17 protein-coding genes and 1 pseudogene are annotated in these 13,865 nt (G+C 70.8%); 3 read left to right on the forward strand and 15 right to left on the reverse strand.

What is annotated here, in order from left to right; all coding sequences use genetic code 11:
- Positions 1 to 6 precede the first annotated feature (6 nt).
- The 6 genes from AAH991_RS07685 to AAH991_RS07710 form a co-directional block, all read right to left on the reverse strand.
- Positions 7 to 672: an NADH-quinone oxidoreductase subunit C gene (locus tag AAH991_RS07685; protein WP_346225046.1), complete on the reverse strand. Its 666-nt coding sequence runs from the start codon at positions 670 to 672 to the stop codon at positions 7 to 9.
- Positions 669 to 1,220 (reverse strand): NuoB/complex I 20 kDa subunit family protein, encoded by a 552-nt coding sequence (locus AAH991_RS07690; protein ID WP_169980970.1) that lies wholly within the window; start codon positions 1,218 to 1,220, stop codon positions 669 to 671. The genes AAH991_RS07685 and AAH991_RS07690 overlap by 4 nt, the downstream gene beginning before the upstream one ends.
- Before the next feature lie 2 nt (positions 1,221 to 1,222).
- Positions 1,223 to 1,582 (reverse strand): NADH-quinone oxidoreductase subunit A, encoded by a 360-nt coding sequence (locus AAH991_RS07695; RefSeq protein ID WP_079315519.1) that lies wholly within the window; start codon positions 1,580 to 1,582, stop codon positions 1,223 to 1,225.
- Between the two features lie 2 nt (positions 1,583 to 1,584).
- Entirely contained in the window at positions 1,585 to 1,731 is a 147-nt protein-coding gene (locus AAH991_RS07700) for a hypothetical protein (RefSeq protein ID WP_346225047.1), read from the reverse strand.
- Entirely contained in the window at positions 1,728 to 2,981 is a 1,254-nt protein-coding gene (locus AAH991_RS07705) for a geranylgeranyl reductase family protein (protein ID WP_346225048.1), read from the reverse strand. Before AAH991_RS07705 ends, AAH991_RS07700 begins: the two co-directional genes overlap by 4 nt.
- Positions 2,982 to 3,144: 163 nt before the next feature.
- Positions 3,145 to 3,867 (reverse strand): demethylmenaquinone methyltransferase, encoded by a 723-nt coding sequence (locus AAH991_RS07710; protein WP_346225049.1) that lies wholly within the window; start codon positions 3,865 to 3,867, stop codon positions 3,145 to 3,147.
- 218 nt (positions 3,868 to 4,085) lie between these two features.
- Between AAH991_RS07710 and AAH991_RS07715 the strand changes: the two genes are divergently transcribed.
- Positions 4,086 to 5,216: a hypothetical protein gene (locus AAH991_RS07715; RefSeq protein WP_346225050.1), complete on the forward strand. Its 1,131-nt coding sequence runs from the start codon at positions 4,086 to 4,088 to the stop codon at positions 5,214 to 5,216.
- Here AAH991_RS07715 and AAH991_RS07720 read toward each other — a convergent pair.
- Positions 5,213 to 5,422 carry a DUF4229 domain-containing protein gene (locus AAH991_RS07720; RefSeq protein WP_346225051.1) on the reverse strand — a complete coding sequence of 70 codons (210 nt, stop codon included), beginning with the start codon at positions 5,420 to 5,422 and terminating at the stop codon, positions 5,213 to 5,215. The genes AAH991_RS07715 and AAH991_RS07720 overlap by 4 nt on opposite strands.
- A gap of 259 nt (positions 5,423 to 5,681) precedes the next feature.
- On the opposite strand from AAH991_RS07720, the gene AAH991_RS07725 reads away from it, so the two are divergent.
- On the forward strand, positions 5,682 to 5,903 hold the full coding sequence (locus AAH991_RS07725) for a BldC family transcriptional regulator (RefSeq protein WP_079315524.1): 222 nt from the start codon (positions 5,682 to 5,684) through the stop codon (positions 5,901 to 5,903).
- A gap of 113 nt (positions 5,904 to 6,016) precedes the next feature.
- On the opposite strand, the gene AAH991_RS07730 is transcribed toward AAH991_RS07725, so the two are convergent.
- Both AAH991_RS07730 and AAH991_RS07735 read right to left on the reverse strand, forming a co-directional pair.
- Positions 6,017 to 6,253, reverse strand: coding sequence for a hypothetical protein (locus tag AAH991_RS07730; RefSeq protein WP_346225052.1), 237 nt, complete (start codon positions 6,251 to 6,253; stop codon positions 6,017 to 6,019).
- A 9-nt stretch (positions 6,254 to 6,262) separates the two neighbouring features.
- Entirely contained in the window at positions 6,263 to 6,988 is a 726-nt protein-coding gene (locus AAH991_RS07735; RefSeq protein ID WP_346225053.1) for a hypothetical protein, read from the reverse strand.
- A 416-nt stretch (positions 6,989 to 7,404) separates the two neighbouring features.
- Between AAH991_RS07735 and AAH991_RS07740 the strand changes: the two genes are divergently transcribed.
- The gene (locus AAH991_RS07740) at positions 7,405 to 7,707 is read left to right on the forward strand and encodes a PLD nuclease N-terminal domain-containing protein (RefSeq protein WP_346225054.1); all 303 of its coding nucleotides are present in this window, start codon (positions 7,405 to 7,407) and stop codon (positions 7,705 to 7,707) included.
- 141 nt (positions 7,708 to 7,848) lie between these two features.
- Here AAH991_RS07740 and ccsB read toward each other — a convergent pair whose 3' ends face one another.
- The 6 genes and pseudogenes from ccsB to AAH991_RS07770 all read right to left on the reverse strand — a co-directional run bounded on the left by ccsB (position 7,849) and on the right by AAH991_RS07770 (position 13,675).
- The gene (gene ccsB, locus AAH991_RS07745) at positions 7,849 to 8,826 is read right to left on the reverse strand and encodes a c-type cytochrome biogenesis protein CcsB (RefSeq protein ID WP_346225055.1); all 978 of its coding nucleotides are present in this window, start codon (positions 8,824 to 8,826) and stop codon (positions 7,849 to 7,851) included.
- A gap of 3 nt (positions 8,827 to 8,829) precedes the next feature.
- Positions 8,830 to 10,608 (reverse strand): cytochrome c biogenesis protein ResB, encoded by a 1,779-nt coding sequence (gene resB / locus AAH991_RS07750; RefSeq protein WP_346225056.1) that lies wholly within the window; start codon positions 10,606 to 10,608, stop codon positions 8,830 to 8,832.
- Complete coding sequence (locus AAH991_RS07755; protein WP_346225057.1) at positions 10,608 to 11,339, reverse strand: cytochrome c biogenesis CcdA family protein; 732 nt, start codon at positions 11,337 to 11,339, stop codon at positions 10,608 to 10,610. The genes resB and AAH991_RS07755 overlap by 1 nt, the downstream gene beginning before the upstream one ends.
- Complete coding sequence (locus AAH991_RS07760; protein WP_346225153.1) at positions 11,332 to 11,925, reverse strand: TlpA family protein disulfide reductase; 594 nt, start codon at positions 11,923 to 11,925, stop codon at positions 11,332 to 11,334. Before AAH991_RS07760 ends, AAH991_RS07755 begins: the two co-directional genes overlap by 8 nt.
- Before the next feature lie 220 nt (positions 11,926 to 12,145).
- A pseudogene (locus tag AAH991_RS07765) lies at positions 12,146 to 12,754 on the reverse strand (histidine phosphatase family protein); the annotation flags it as partial.
- A gap of 12 nt (positions 12,755 to 12,766) precedes the next feature.
- Complete coding sequence (locus AAH991_RS07770; protein ID WP_346225058.1) at positions 12,767 to 13,675, reverse strand: LysR family transcriptional regulator; 909 nt, start codon at positions 13,673 to 13,675, stop codon at positions 12,767 to 12,769.
- Between the last annotated feature and the right edge of the window lie 190 nt (positions 13,676 to 13,865).

Below are 13,865 nucleotides of genomic sequence, written 5' to 3' on the forward strand. Positions count from 1 at the left end.
CGACGCTCACGAGTACGACCTCCTCCGGTCCGGCGCGGGGACCTCGGCGCCGCGGTATTCCACCGGAATGCCGCCGAGCGGGTAGTCCTTGCGCTGCGGGTGCCCCTCCCAGTCGTCCGGCATCTCGATCCGGGTCAGCGCCGGGTGGCCGTCGAAGACGATTCCGAAGAAGTCGTACGTCTCGCGCTCGTGCCAGTCGTGCGTGGGGTAGACCTGAACCGTGGAGGGGATGTGCGGGTCGGCGTCGGGGCAGGAGACCTCCACCCGGACGCGCCGGTTGTGCGTGATGGAGCACAGGTGGTAGACGGCGCGCAGCTCCGCACCGGTCTCCTCGGGGTAGTGGACCCCCGAGACGCCGAGCGACAGCTCGAACCGCAGCGCCGGGTCGTCACGCAGGTGCTTCATCACCTCGGGCAGCCGCTCGCGCCGCACGTGGAAGGTGATCTCGCCGCGGTCGACGACCACGCGCTCGATCGCGTCGGCGAACGCCGGCTCCAGCGCGTCGGCCACCTCGTCGAAGTACGACCCGTACGGCCGGCTGCTGGACAGCTTCGGCGGACGGCGGACGACCAGGCGGTTGTAGCCGGAGGTGTCGCCGCTGTCCTTGACGCCGAACATGCCCCTGCGGGCGACGGGCTCCTCGGGCAGCCCGGGCAGGTTCTCGGTGGTCACTTCCCGGCTCCCTGATCGATCAGCGGCAGCGTGCGCAGCGCCTGGAGCTCGAGCTCCTCGATCTGCTTCTCGCGGTGCGCGCCGAACTTCATGTTCTGGATCTTGTCGTGCAGCTTCACGATGGCGTCGATCAGCATCTCCGGGCGCGGCGGGCAGCCGGGCAGGTAGATGTCGACCGGCACCACGTGGTCCACGCCCTGGACGATGGCGTAGTTGTTGAACATGCCGCCGCTGGACGCGCAGACGCCCATCGCGATGACCCACTTGGGCTCGGCCATCTGGTCGTAGATCTGGCGGAGGACGGGCGCCATCTTCTGCGACAGCCGGCCGGCCACGATCATGAGGTCGGCCTGCCGCGGGGAGGCGGAGGCACGCTCCATGCCGAAGCGGGCCAGGTCGTGCTTCGGGCCGCCGGTGGCCATCAGCTCGATGGCGCAGCACGCGAGACCGAAGGTCGCCGGCCAGACGGAGTTCTTCCGGGCCCAGCCCGCCACCTGCTCGACGGTGGTGAGGATGAACCCGCTCGGGAGTTTCTCTTCAAGACCCATGGCTAATCCCAATCGAGGCCGCGACGCCGCCACACGTAGGCGTACGCCACGAGAACGGTGACGATGAACAGCACCATCTCGACCAGCCCGAACACGCCGAGTTTGTCGAAGGCCACCGCCCACGGATAGAGGAAGATGATCTCGATGTCGAACACGATGAACAACATCGCGGTGATCATGTACTTCAGCGGGAATCGGCCGCCGCCGACCGGCTGCGGAGTGGGCTCGATGCCGCACTCGTAGGCGTCCAGCTTCGCGCGGTTCCAGCGCTTGGGCCCGGTGAATGGCGCGATGCTCACGGAGAACACGGCGAATCCCGCCGCGAGGACCGCGAGCACCACGATCGGCACATACAGCTCCATGGCTACATGTCCTCGCTTACTCGGTGAATTTGGGCGATCACGAGAATGCCGAAGGGCGCCGCCGGCCGGGCGGCCACCTGCGGGGCCGGGGGCGACATGCGCATCGTCTCGGTCATGCGGGCTTCAGTCATGCTGGCTTCGGCGATCATGATGGCGGAGCCACCTTGGACAGGGCGTTGATTATGCGGTCGGAGACGTCGCCCCGCCGGTCTGTGAGATTAGCGAGCAGCTTGAAGGCGAATCTCATCAGGGTGGGATGGGGCATCCCGTGCCGGGTGGCGAAACTCATCACACCCGGCCTTCCGATCGCCTCCACGAACAGGCGGCCGAGGGTGAAGTATCCGCCATGGGCGTCTTTGAGCATACGAGGATACGCGAGTAACACGCGCTCACGCTGGGCGGGCGTCGGCCGGGACAGCGCCTGGACGATCACTTCGGCCGCGGTCCTGCCGGTCTCCATGGCGTACGCGATGCCCTCGCCGTTGAACGGGTTGATCGACCCGCCCGCGTCGCCGACGAGAACCAGCCCGCGGGCGTAGTGCGGCTGCCGGTTGAAGCCCATCGGCAGCGCGGCGCCCCTGATCGGGCCCGTCATGTTCTCCTCGGTGAAGCCCCACTCCTCCGGCGTGTTCCTCATCCACCGCCGCAGCAGGTCGCGGTAGTCGATGTTCTTGAACGCGTCGCTGGTGTTCAGCAGGCCGAGGCCGACGTTGGAGGTGCCGTCGCCGACGGGGAAGATCCAGCCGTAACCGGGCAGCAGCCGGTCGCCGTCCCAGAGCTCGAGCCACGTCTCCAGGTAGTCGTCGTCGTGGCGGGGGCTCTTGTAATAGGTGCGCACCGCCACGCCCATCGGGCGGTCCTCACGCTTGTGCAGGCCCAGGGCGATCGACAGCCGGGTCGAGTTGCCGTCGGCCGCCACCACGAGCCGCGAGCGGTAGGACACCTCCTCGCCGTCCGCCTTGGCCGTCACGCCCACGACGTGACCGCTGCGCTCGTCGAGCAGGGGGCCTGTAACGTTCACGCCCTCGCGCAGCCGGACGCCCGCGCGCTCGGCGTGCCTCGCGAGGATCTGGTCGAAGTCGGCGCGGGTGCGCACGAGGCCGAAGTCGGGGTAGCTCGACAGCTCGGGCCAGTCGAGTTCGAGGCGCATGCCGCCGCCGTAGACGCGCAGCCCTTTGTTCCTGATCCAGCCGGGCGCGTCGATGTCGACGCCCATGGCGACGAGTTCCTTCACCGCCCGCGGGGTCAGTCCGTCACCGCAGACCTTCTCTCTGGGGAAGCGCGTCTTCTCCAGGAGCAGCACGTCGAGACCGGCGCGGGCGAGATGGAAGGCCGTCGTGGCACCCGCGGGGCCCGCGCCGACGACGATGACGTCGGCGTCGACCTCTCTCCGCGTCACGCGGGTTCGCTCACTCACGGGGGACCTGTCCGTTCCAGGGAAGGAAGGCCTCGAAATTGGTTTAGACCTTCGTGCCTTTGTGAACAACTTCACAAACTGTCGCGCCGCAGTCTAACCCCTATCCGGGGCGAAGTGTCAGAGGGGTACGGCCAAGCACGTCTCATCACGCTTTGACCGCCCGATGCAGGGCCACGATGCCGAGCGTGAGGTTGCGCCAGGCGACCTTCCGCCAGCCCGCCCGCTGGATGATCCGCGCCAGCGCCTCCTGGTCGGGCCAGGCCCGGATCGACTCGGCGAGGTACTCGTAGGAATCGGGGTTCGAGCTGACCATCCGGGCCACCGGCGGCAGCAGCTTCATCAGGTACTGCGAGTAGACGAGGTCGAACGACTTCGGCGTGGGCCGGGAGAACTCGCAGATCACCAGCCGGCCGCCCGGGCGGGTCACCCGCAGCATCTCGCGCAGCGCCTGTTCGGTGTCGGCCACGTTGCGCAGGCCGAAGGAGATCGTCACGGCGTCGAACGTCTCGTCGCGGAACGGCAGGCGCAGCGCGTCGCCCGCGACGAACGTCACCCCGCGCACGCCCCCGCCGTACAGACCCGAACCGCCGCGCCGCTCGACCCCGGTGCGGAGCATGCCGAGCGAGAAGTCGCACGCGATGGCCCGCGCCCCGAGCTCGGTGAACGCGTCGGTCGAGGTGCCGGTGCCCGCGGCGAGGTCGAGGACCAGCTCGCCGGGGCCCGCGTCGATCGCCGCCGCGGTGGCCTTCCGCCACAGGCGGTCCTGGCCCAGTGAGAGGACGTCGTTGACCAGGTCGTAGCGCCGGGCCGTGCGATCGAACATCGCGGCGACCTCGTGCGGCTGCTTGTCCAGCGATGCGCGCGTCATGCAGGCAAGCCTAGGACGCGACGGGCGTGCCCCCTCACCACCGCCACCGGATGAGCGGAACGTAGTTCTCCGATTACGCTGAGTCTGCTAGAAATTGGGGAATGCGCGTCACCACCGCACTGCTCCCGGTCGCATCGCTCGTCACATGCGCCGCCTTTCTCCCAGCCGTCACGGCGTCCGCCGGCATCCCGCAGCCCCGTGTGGTGTCGGAGAATCCGGTGAACATCACGCCGCACGTGCTGGACGGCATCGTGACCGCGTTCGCGCTGGTCGGCCGCACCGTCGTGGTGGGGGGCGAGTTCAGCGCGGTCCGCGAGGCCCGGGGCGGGGAGGACCTGCCGCGGGCCAACGTCTTCGCCTTCGACCTCTACACCGGGCGCGTCCTGCGCGACTTCGCGCCGGACCTCGACGGGCCGGTGGCCGCGCTGGCGGCCGGCCCCGGCGACACGGTCTACGTGGGCGGCGCCTTCGGCGTGCCCTCCCGGGCCCTGGTCCGCCTCCGCCTGTCCGACGGCGCCGTCGACGACGACTTCTCCGCCCCCGTCTACGGCGGCGACGTCACCAGCCTGGTACGGCTGGGCGGCGCGCTCTACGTGGGCGGCGACTTCAGCAGGATCGGCCGGAGCCCGCGCACCGCGCTGGCCCGGGTGGACGCCGGGACCGGTGTGGTCGACCCCCGGTTCACCGTCACGCCCGGCGACGAGCGCCGCGGCGATCCCCGGATCTACGCGATGGCCGCCGTACGCGACCGCTTAGTGGTGGACGGCTCGTTCACCACGCTCGACGGTCTGCGCCGCCCGCAGCTCGGCGTGATCGACCTGACCACCGGGCGGGTGGCCGACTGGCGGACCGAGGCGTACGCCCCGGCGTGCAAGCCCGACTTCCCGTCGTACGTGCGGGGGCTCGACCTGTCTCCGGACGGGCGCTACTTCGTGGTCGTCACGACCGGCGGGGCGGCGCGCGGCACCTCGAAGCTGTGCGACTCCGCTGCCAGGTTCGAGACGTACGCGAAGGGTGAGGCGATCCGCCCGACCTGGGTGAACCTGACCGGAGGCGACTCCCTGTACGCGGTCGCGGTCACGGGGTCCGCCGTCTACGTGGGCGGACACCAGCGCTGGCTGGACAACCCGAAGGGCGCCGACACGGCGGGCCCGGGGGCGGTCCACCGGCCCGGGATCGGGGCGATCGACCCGGTCAGGGGCAGGGCGCTGCGCTGGAACCCGACGAGGGAAAGGGGTATCGGGGTAAAGGCGTTCCTGACCGTAAAGACAGGTCTTTTGGTGGGAAGCGACACGACGGAGCTCGGGCATGAGTACCATGCCCGCGTCGGCATGTTCCCGGCGACCTAGTTCTTCCCCGCCTCCCGCCGTTTCCCGGCGATGCGCTCGCTCACCGCGTCGCGCTGTTTGGACAGCAGCACGTAGCTGGCCAGACCGCTGACCAGGACGGCGACCAGGAGAAGCGGGAACGACCGCAGGCCGACGAGATACAGGACGCCGAGAGCGACGGCGAACAGCCCGAGGCGCGAAAGGGTGTAAACGACAACCGGATGCACAGCGTCGAGGTTACGTCACCCTCCCGGCCCGCCAGTCTCTCTTCGCATCTGCTGCGGGCACTGCTAGTGTTCACAACAAGGCGCTTTTGTAAAGAAACACCCATGAGCGCCCCAAAGAGGCTCTATCATATAACAATCGGGCACTGAGCCGGTAACAACCCGTGATCTTCTCCGAAAACCACGGATAAATCAGGCTTCGCTCGGCACACTGGTTACCTGTCCGCCCGCTGCAGGACGCGGGACGCGAGGGGGAGAGATTGTGGAGAGTAGCAGCGAGCGACTGCTGACTCCTGGAGAGGTTGCCGCTCTCTTCAGGGTCGACCCGAAGACCGTGACCCGTTGGGCCGCGGCCGGGCGCATCAGCAGCATCCGTACCCCCGGGGGGCACAGGCGATTCCGTGAATCGGAAGTGCACGCCCTCCTTCGCGGTGAGGACGTCCTCACGGCCGAAAGGCCGAACGGCGACTCCCCGCGAGTCTGACGCAGTACCAGCACCAGGTGATCCTGCGCGCTACCCGGACGCCGCAGGGTCACCGGAGTCAGCCCCACGTCGAGTCTGCGTCCCCGGCTTGTCCTGCTCCCTTGCCGGGTACGTCAGTCCTGCTCCGCCTTGAAGGCCAGGAACGCCTGCTCGAGCGCGTCGTCGCCCTCACGCCAGCGGCGCCGGCGCTCGGCGTCCTCCTCCTCGGTGATCGACTCGGCCAGCCAGCGTTCGTAGCCGGGCTCGCCCGGCGCGACCTCCACGTACGCGTTGCCGATGAGGCGCCCGTCATCGGTGGTCAGTGACCGGGGCACGCGCAGCGTCCCGTCGCCGAGCCGGATCACGTACATCCGAATCACCTAGATTCCGTAACGCCGGTTGAAGAAGAGCATGACGTTGAGGGCCGTCCGCGTGTCGCCGCCCAGCATGTCGACCAGGGCCGGACGCTGCCGGGACGCGATCGCCGCGAACGCGTCGGCGAAGAACTCCTTGCGCCCCAGGCCGCCGGGCTGCCGGTGGAACGACGACGCGAACAGCGGCAGGCACTCCTCGTAGAGCGCCGCGAACTCCGGGGAGTCCGACACCCACTCTCCCGGACCCGCGTCCACGTCGTCCAGCGCATGCCCGACTTCGTGCATCATCACGTCGGGCGTCGGCGACGGCCGGTCCCCCACCACGATCTTGCGGTCGCCGTACGCGCCGGCGCAGATGTCCCAGGTGGCCCGGCCCGACGGCAGCGGCGCGCCGCGCAGGTAGCCCATGTCGTCCAGGTCGGGCACCCCGCCGCGCCCGACGTAGATGCCTTCGAGCCCGATGGCGAGCTTGGTCTTGAGCTGCTCGGGGAGCCTCGCCAGGCTGTCCACGGCCCGTACGGCGTCGGCGGACGGAGGTCCCTCGGCGGCGTCCCACTCGCGGTACAGGATGCGCTCCAGCGGCCCGCAGTGCCGTCTGCCGTCACGCAGGTCGGGTGCGTCGGGCGGGTGGGGCGCGGCCCGCGTCGGCAGGTCGTCGAGCTCGAAGTCCTGCCAGGTGTACTGCGGCCGGTCGTCCACCACGGGCGCGGTGACCGCGTGGACCCGGTCCACCGGCCGCTCCGGCCGATCGGCCGCCCATTCGCCGCTCCACTGCGCATCCCACTGCGCAGTCCACTGGACATCCCACTCCGGGCGCCGGCTCTGGGCCCGCTCGCCGGGCCGGTCCCGCTCGCGTTCCGCCGCCCGATCGGAAGCACGCTCGGAAGCCCGATCGGAAGCACGGTCGGAAGCACGGTCGCGCGGGCGTTCTGGGGCGTCCGTCCGGCGGTGGGAGGACAAATAGGGCCCTCGCTGCCACCACCGCGACCCCCGCCGGTGGCGGCCTCTGTCGCCCGGCTCCGCCATGGCACCCCTCAGTCAGGCTCCGCGTCCTCGTGCCGCGTACCGGTCCACCGTACGATGCCGCGCTGTCCCCGTCACCCCGAAGCCCGACCCGATCAGTGGCCGGCATGGCTTACCGTGTGGGCATGCCTAGCGTGATTATCGGCCTGGCGCTGCTTGCCCTCTGGCTCTACTGCCTCTTCGACGTGATCACGACCCCCGAACAGGACGTGCGCAATCTCCCGAAGTTCCTGTGGGTCCTCATCGTGATCCTCCTGGCGGACATCGGTGCGCTGACCTGGCTCCTCGTGGGTCGCCCCCGCCGTCAGCACGCCGTGTACGCGGCGGGAGGCGGCGGGTGGGCCCAGAGCGGCGACGTGCCCCGCGGACCCGACGATGACCCCGAGTTCCTGCGCAGCCTCGACCGGCGCCTGCGCGACGAGGACTGACCCGCACGAGACCCCACACCAGACTGACCTGAGACCCCGCGCGACCCCCCCGCGCACCTCCCTCGCGACAACCCCCGCCGGGTCCCCCGCGTGAGGCCCGCGCCGCGAACGGCGTGAGGCCCTGTTGCCGCGAACGGCCCCTTACTTGGGCACGTCGGCGTAGGAGTGCAGTCCCGAGAAGAAGATGTTGACGCCGACCAGGTTGAACAGCAGGCAACCGAAGGCGACCAGCGAGATGATCATCGCGGCCTTGCCGCGCCACCCGGCCGTCGCCCGGGCGTGGAGATAGGCGGCGTAGACGACCCACGTGATGAACGCCCACACCTCCTTCGGGTCCCAGCCCCAGTAGCGGCCCCACGCGCGGTCGGCCCACAGGGCGCCGGCGATGACGGCGAACGTCCAGATCGGGAAGGAGATGACGATCGCGCGGTGCGCGACGCGCTCCAGGCTCTCCCGGCTCGGCAGCACCGAAGGGCGCCCGTCCTTGCGGATCAGGTAGAGGATCGCGCACACGCCCGCAACGATGAACAGCCCGCTCGCCACGATCGCCGCCGTGACGTGGATCGCGATCCAGTACGAGTGCAGCGCGGGCATCACCGGGCCCGCCTGGACGTGCAGGAACAGCACGGCGAAGCCCAGTCCGAGCGCCGCCGTCACGGTCACGAACGCGCCGAGGAAACGGATCGGCTGCCGGATCAGCAGCGCGAGGAACGCGGTCACGGCGGCGAAGCAGATGGCCACCACGAACTCGTACATGTTGGCCCACGGCCAGCGGTCGACCGCGATGCCGCGGGTGAGGATGCCGGCGAGGTTGCCGGCCCACGCGATCCAGGTGAGGACCACGCCGATGGTCCCCGCGCGGACGGCCCACGCCGCCGGCTGCGCGCCATGCGGCGTGTCGCCGGTCGCGTCGCCGGTCGCGTCATCGGGCACCGCCGGGCCGCCCGCGCCGACGAGCTCCCGCCGCCGGGCGGACACGACCGTGCGGGTCCGGCCGAAGGCGAGATCCAGCGCGTAGCAGATCATCGCGGCGAGATACAGCAGGACGGTGACCAGGATCAGCTGGTCGCTCAACGTCGCGAGACTCTCGTTGACCGCTTGGGTTACCGGGGCGGGCATCACTCACTCCTCGTCCGGGCGGCCGCCCGGCGCAGCGTTTCCGGTGGGCGCGTCCGGCGCGGACGCCCCGGGCTCGGTCGTGGCGGGCGCGTCCGGCACGGACACCCCCCGCTCGGTCGTGGCGGGCTCGTCCGGCGCGGACGCCCCGGGCTCGGTCGTGGCGGGCGCGTCCGGCCCGGTCGCCTCCGGCGTCTCGGCCGGGGATCCGTCGGCGCCGCCGCGCAGGGCGGTGACGATCTGGGCGAACTCCTCGGCGAAGGCCGCGCCGCCGCCTTCGGTGCGGGTCAATCCGCCCACCGTGGCCGTCCCGTCCTTCACCCGCACCCAGACGCGGCGCCGGCGGATCGTGAGGGACAGCACGAGCCCGATCACCGCGGCGGCCGCGGCCAGCAGGGCGGGCTCCCGGCCGGGGTCGTAGGTGACCTGGAGGCTGATCCACTCCTTCACGCCGGTGAACTCGATCTTCCCGGCGCCGTCGGCGAGCTCCTTGGTCTCGCCCACGTTGAGCGGGGTCGGCTGGGCCGACATCTTGCCGAGCGGCTTCAGGTTCGTGGTGTCGAGCTGGTAGACCGACTGCGGCTGCCCCGACTTCAGGCCGAGGTCGCCGGCGAACGGGAAGATCTGCACGGTCGGGTTCGCGGCGCCGGGGAAGACCGACACCCAGGCGTCGCCGCTCGGCACGGTCGTGGGCAGGAAGCGCGCCAGGAACCCGAGCTGGGTCGGCTGCGCGTCCGGCACCTTGATGACGCACTCGGACGTGTACGTGGCCTGGTCGTCGGCCAGGCACGGCACCGGGCCGTCGTAGGCCACCTGGCCCTTGCCGTCGGTCACCCGGAACGTGGGCGCGTAGCCGTGCCCGATCAGGTAGGTCAGCGTGCCGTCCACGTCCAGCGGGTCGTTGACCTTGAGGTCCGCCTCGCGCGGCGCGGACGTCGGCGAGTCCTGGACGGTCAGTTTGGCGAGATAGTCGAGCGGCTGGCCCTGTTTGTCCCCCGCGGCCACGTAGCTCGCCTGGAAGTCCTTCAGCGTGAAGGAGAACGGCTCCAGCGACTCGGCGGTGACCCGGGTGCCGGGCATGAAGCGGTCGTAGGCCGCCACCGCGTTGGAGAAGCCGTCACCCTCCACGACCAGCACGTTGCCGCGGTAGCCGTACAGGCCGCCGGCGCCGACGGCGAACAGCAGCGCGAGCAGCGCGACGTGGAACAGGAGGTTGCCGGTCTCGCGGAGGTAGCCCTTCTCGGCCGCCACCCAGCCGTCGCCGGTGACCACCCGGAACCGCCTGCGTCTGAGCGTGGCGGCGGCCTGCTCCAGGGTGAGGCCGCCGCCGAGCGCCTCGCTGTGCGGCAAGCGCAGGAGGTTGCGCGGCGCGGCGGGCGGGCGGCGCCGGATCTCCTTGACGTGCGCCAGCGCGCGCGGGAACACGCATCCGGCCAGCGAGACGAACAGCAGCAGGTAGATCGCGGCGAACCAGGGCGAGCTGAAGACGTCGAACAGCCAGAACCGGTCGAGCCACTTCGCCTGGGTGGGGTTGTCCTTGAAGTACTGCGCGACCCTGGCCGGGTCGACCCCCCGCTGCGGGTAGATGGAGCCGGGCACCGAGCCGAGCGCGAACAGGAACAGCAGGATCAGCGCCGTGCGCATCGAGGTGAGCGTGCGCCAGGCCCAGCGCAGCCAGCCGACCGGTCCCAGGCCGACCGGCTTGGTCCGCTCCTGCTCCTGCGTCTCCTGCCGGGCCGCGGGCTCGTCCCGTACGGCGGACGCGAGGTCGTCGGGGGCGCTCATCAGATCACCGGCCTGAAGCCGCCGACCCAGACCTGCAGGTGGACGATGATCTGCGACCACTGCCCGGTCACGAGCAGCAGGCCGACGGCCACGAGCATGCCGCCGCCGACCTTGGTGATCAGCGGGGTGTGGCGGCGCACCGCCTTGAACGTGTGCAGCGCCTTGCGGTAGGCCAGCCCCGCCACCACGAACGGCAGCCCGAGGCCCAGCGCGTACGCGAAGGCGAGGGCGGCGCCGCGCAGCGCGCTGCCCTGGTCCACCGAGAGCGTCATCACCACCGCCAGCGTCGGGCCGATGCACGGCGTCCAGCCGAGGCCGAAGACGACCCCGAGCAGCGGCGCCGTCGCTATGCCGGCCGCCGGCAGCCGGTGGATGCGCACGTCACGCTGGAGTCCGGGGATCACGCCCACGAAGGCCAGCCCGAGGACGATCGTCACCACCCCGAGGACCCTGGTGATCACGTCGGCGTTGCCGTGCAGCGCCGCGCCGAGGCCGCCGAACAGCGCGCCTCCGAGCACGAACACGACCGCGAACCCGAGCACGAAGAGCGCGCTGCCGAGCACCATCCGGCCGCGCTTCGGGTCGCCGCTCATGCCCGTGACGTACGACAGGTAGCCGGGGACCAGCGGCAGCACGCAGGGCGAGACGAACGACACGAGCCCGGCGACCACGGCGATCGGCGCGGCCAGCAGCAGCGATCCGGTCGCGACGGTGCTGCCGAGGTCACTCATCGGTCACCTTGGTGACGGCCGAGAGCAGGTCGTCGTACTTGACCGCGCCGAGCGCGCGGGCGGCGATGCGGCCCTGGGCGTCGATGATCAGCGTGGAGGGGATGGCGGCGGGCGGCACCGTGCCCTGGAACTGCAGCAGCACCTTGCCGCTCTGGTCGTAGATGCTCGGGTAGCCGGGCTCGACCGAGCGGTCGTACGCCTGGGCGGAGGCCTTGAGATCCTTGAAGTTGACCCCGAGGAACTCCACGCCCTTGGACTTCGTGGTCGCCGCGATGTCCTTGAGCACCGGCGCCTCGGCGCGGCAGGGCGCGCACCAGGAGGCCCAGAAGTTCAGCACGTGGACCTTGCCCGCGGTCAGCGTGGCGGAGCCGCCGTCGAGGGTCTGCCCCTCGACCACGGGAGCCTTGTGGCGCTGGGCGGCGGCGAAGAACTCGACGCGGCCGTCCCCCGCGACGAAACGCGTGTCACCGGAGCGGGGCTGGGCCGCCTGGCCGCCCGCGCAGCCGGCGAGGGCCGTCGCGGCCGCGGCCGCGGCGGCGAACGCGGTCAGACGCTTGACGGTCACGCGCGTGGCGGACGGACGCATGGCGGACACGGGAGGAGATTCTCCTTGTACTACAACCGGTAGAGCTGTAAGCCTACCGACCGATGCGGGTGCCCCGTTCGCCGGGTCATGCGCCGGGAACGGATCGCGGGCCGGGCGTCTCCTCGTCCTCCGGACCCGCCCGCAGGACCTCCGGGAGCGCCTCGCCGGCCTTGTCGAACAGCGCGGCCTCGCCCTGCGGCTGCGCACCGGACGCCCGGAGCAGTGCCCCGGCGGGTTCGCTGTAGCCGACGCTGATGAGCCGGTCGCCCTCGAAGGTCAGGCTGGTGAGGCTGGCGAGCGCGCACTGGCGGCGGCGCGGGTCGTGCCACAGCCGCCTGCCCTCGGCGGCCAGCCGGATGATCCAGATGGGCAGCTGGTGGCTGACCAGCAGCGCCTCGTGGCCGCGCGCCGCCGCCCGGGCGTCGTCCACGACGGCCTTCATCCGTGCCACGACATCCCGGTACGGCTCTCCCCAGGACGGCCGGAACGGGTTCCTGAAGTGGCGGTAGGACCGCGGATCGCGGAAGACGTTGTCGGTGCCGGCCATCCGCAGGCCCTCGAAGACGTTGCCCGCCTCGATCAGCCGCTCGTCGGTGGCCACCTCCAGGCCGAGCGCCTTGGCGGACGGCGCCGCGGTCTCCTGGGCGCGCTCCATGGGCGAGCTCCACACCGTGACGATGTCCCTGCCCTCGACGGCCTTGGCGACCACCTCGGCCATCCGCAGGCCGGTCTCGGACAGGTGGTAGCCCGGCAGCCTGCCGTACAGGACCCCGCGTGGATTGTGAACCTCACCGTGCCGGAGCAGGTGAACGATGGTCATCTCTGTCATGACCTGGACAGCCTACCCGCCGGGCAGCTCGGAGCACGCGGAGCGCAGCGCGTCGACGGCGGCGCGGATCGCGGGACGGCGGGCGGCGTCGGTCCGCCAGACCGCGTAGATCCGCCGCACCGGCGGCGGCTGGACGGCCAGGACGGCGACGCCCTCGGGCAGCGGTCCCCGGCCCAGCCGGGGGATCAGCGCGCAGCCGTGGCCCTCGGCGACCAGCGCGAGCTGAGTGGGGTATTCGTCGGCCATGCAGACGATCCGCGGTTCCCGCTCCTCCGAGCGCAGCAGGAACACCAGGAAGTCGTGACACACAGTGCCGGGGGTCGAGCTGATCCAGCTGTCGCCCGCGAGGTCGCTCAGCCGCACCCGGTCGGCGCTCACCAGGGGATGGTCGGCCGGCACGACGACGTCGGCCACGTCGTCGAGCAGCGTCGTACGCGACAGCCCCTCGGGCAGCGCCATCGGCCGATTGAGCCAGTCCTGCAGGACGGCGAGGTCGAGGTCGCCGCGCACCAGCTCGCGGGTCTGCCGCTCCGGCTCCCTCTCGTAGACGAGCAGGTCGAGATCGGGGTGCTGCCTCTTGAGCGCGGTCAGGGCGCGCGGCACGATGCCCCGGGCCGCGGTGGGGAAGGCGGCCATGTTCAGCTTGCCGACCACCTCCCCGCGCAGCGCCTCGAAGTCGGCCTCCGCCGTCTCGACGAGCGCGAGGATGCGCTCGGCGTGCTCGGCGAGCAGCCCGGCGGCGTCGGTCAGCTTCACCCCGCGCCCGTTGCGCTCGATCAGCACGGCGCCGGTCTCCCGTTCGAGCTTGGCGAGCTGCTGGGAGATCGCCGAGGGGGTGACCATCAGCGCCTCGGCCGCGGCGCCCACGGAACCGTAGACCGCGACGGCGTGCAGGGCCTTCAACCGGTTGAGGTCCAACATGTAGCCAGTCTAAACCGTTCTCCTTAGAAAAACTTGTTTGCGCTCAACTGTTTAGCGATGCGACGATATGACCATGCGAATTTTCAACCGCCTCTTCACGAAGCCCTCCCGTTCCGAGCAGACCTCCTACCTGGAGACCCTGGCGCGGCAGGCGCGGCAGACCCGCGACCGCCGCCCCTCCTCACGCTGA

It is taken from the genome of Microbispora sp. ZYX-F-249, assembly GCF_039649665.1.
Taxonomy (GTDB): domain Bacteria; phylum Actinomycetota; class Actinomycetes; order Streptosporangiales; family Streptosporangiaceae; genus Microbispora; species Microbispora maris.

Bases quoted from the DNA above. Each gene is read 5' to 3' on its own strand.
- AAH991_RS07700 (WP_346225047.1), bottom strand. From the start codon at position 1,731: ATGATCGCCGAAGCCAGCATGACTGAAGCCCGCATGACCGAGACGATG.
- AAH991_RS07770 (WP_346225058.1), bottom strand. From the start codon at position 13,675: ATGTTGGACCTCAACCGGTTGAAGGCCCTGCACGCCGTCGCGGTCTAC.
- resB (WP_346225056.1), bottom strand. From the start codon at position 10,608: ATGAGCGCCCCCGACGACCTCGCGTCCGCCGTACGGGACGAGCCCGCG.
- AAH991_RS07730 (WP_346225052.1), bottom strand. From the start codon at position 6,253: ATGTACGTGATCCGGCTCGGCGACGGGACGCTGCGCGTGCCCCGGTCA.
- AAH991_RS07760 (WP_346225153.1), bottom strand. From the start codon at position 11,925: ATGCGTCCGTCCGCCACGCGCGTGACCGTCAAGCGTCTGACCGCGTTC.
- AAH991_RS07710 (WP_346225049.1), bottom strand. From the start codon at position 3,867: ATGACGCGCGCATCGCTGGACAAGCAGCCGCACGAGGTCGCCGCGATG.
- AAH991_RS07695 (WP_079315519.1), bottom strand. From the start codon at position 1,582: ATGGAGCTGTATGTGCCGATCGTGGTGCTCGCGGTCCTCGCGGCGGGA.
- ccsB (WP_346225055.1), bottom strand. From the start codon at position 8,826: ATGCCCGCCCCGGTAACCCAAGCGGTCAACGAGAGTCTCGCGACGTTG.
- AAH991_RS07690 (WP_169980970.1), bottom strand. From the start codon at position 1,220: ATGGGTCTTGAAGAGAAACTCCCGAGCGGGTTCATCCTCACCACCGTC.
- AAH991_RS07740 (WP_346225054.1), top strand. From the start codon at position 7,405: ATGCCTAGCGTGATTATCGGCCTGGCGCTGCTTGCCCTCTGGCTCTAC.
- AAH991_RS07755 (WP_346225057.1), bottom strand. From the start codon at position 11,339: ATGAGTGACCTCGGCAGCACCGTCGCGACCGGATCGCTGCTGCTGGCC.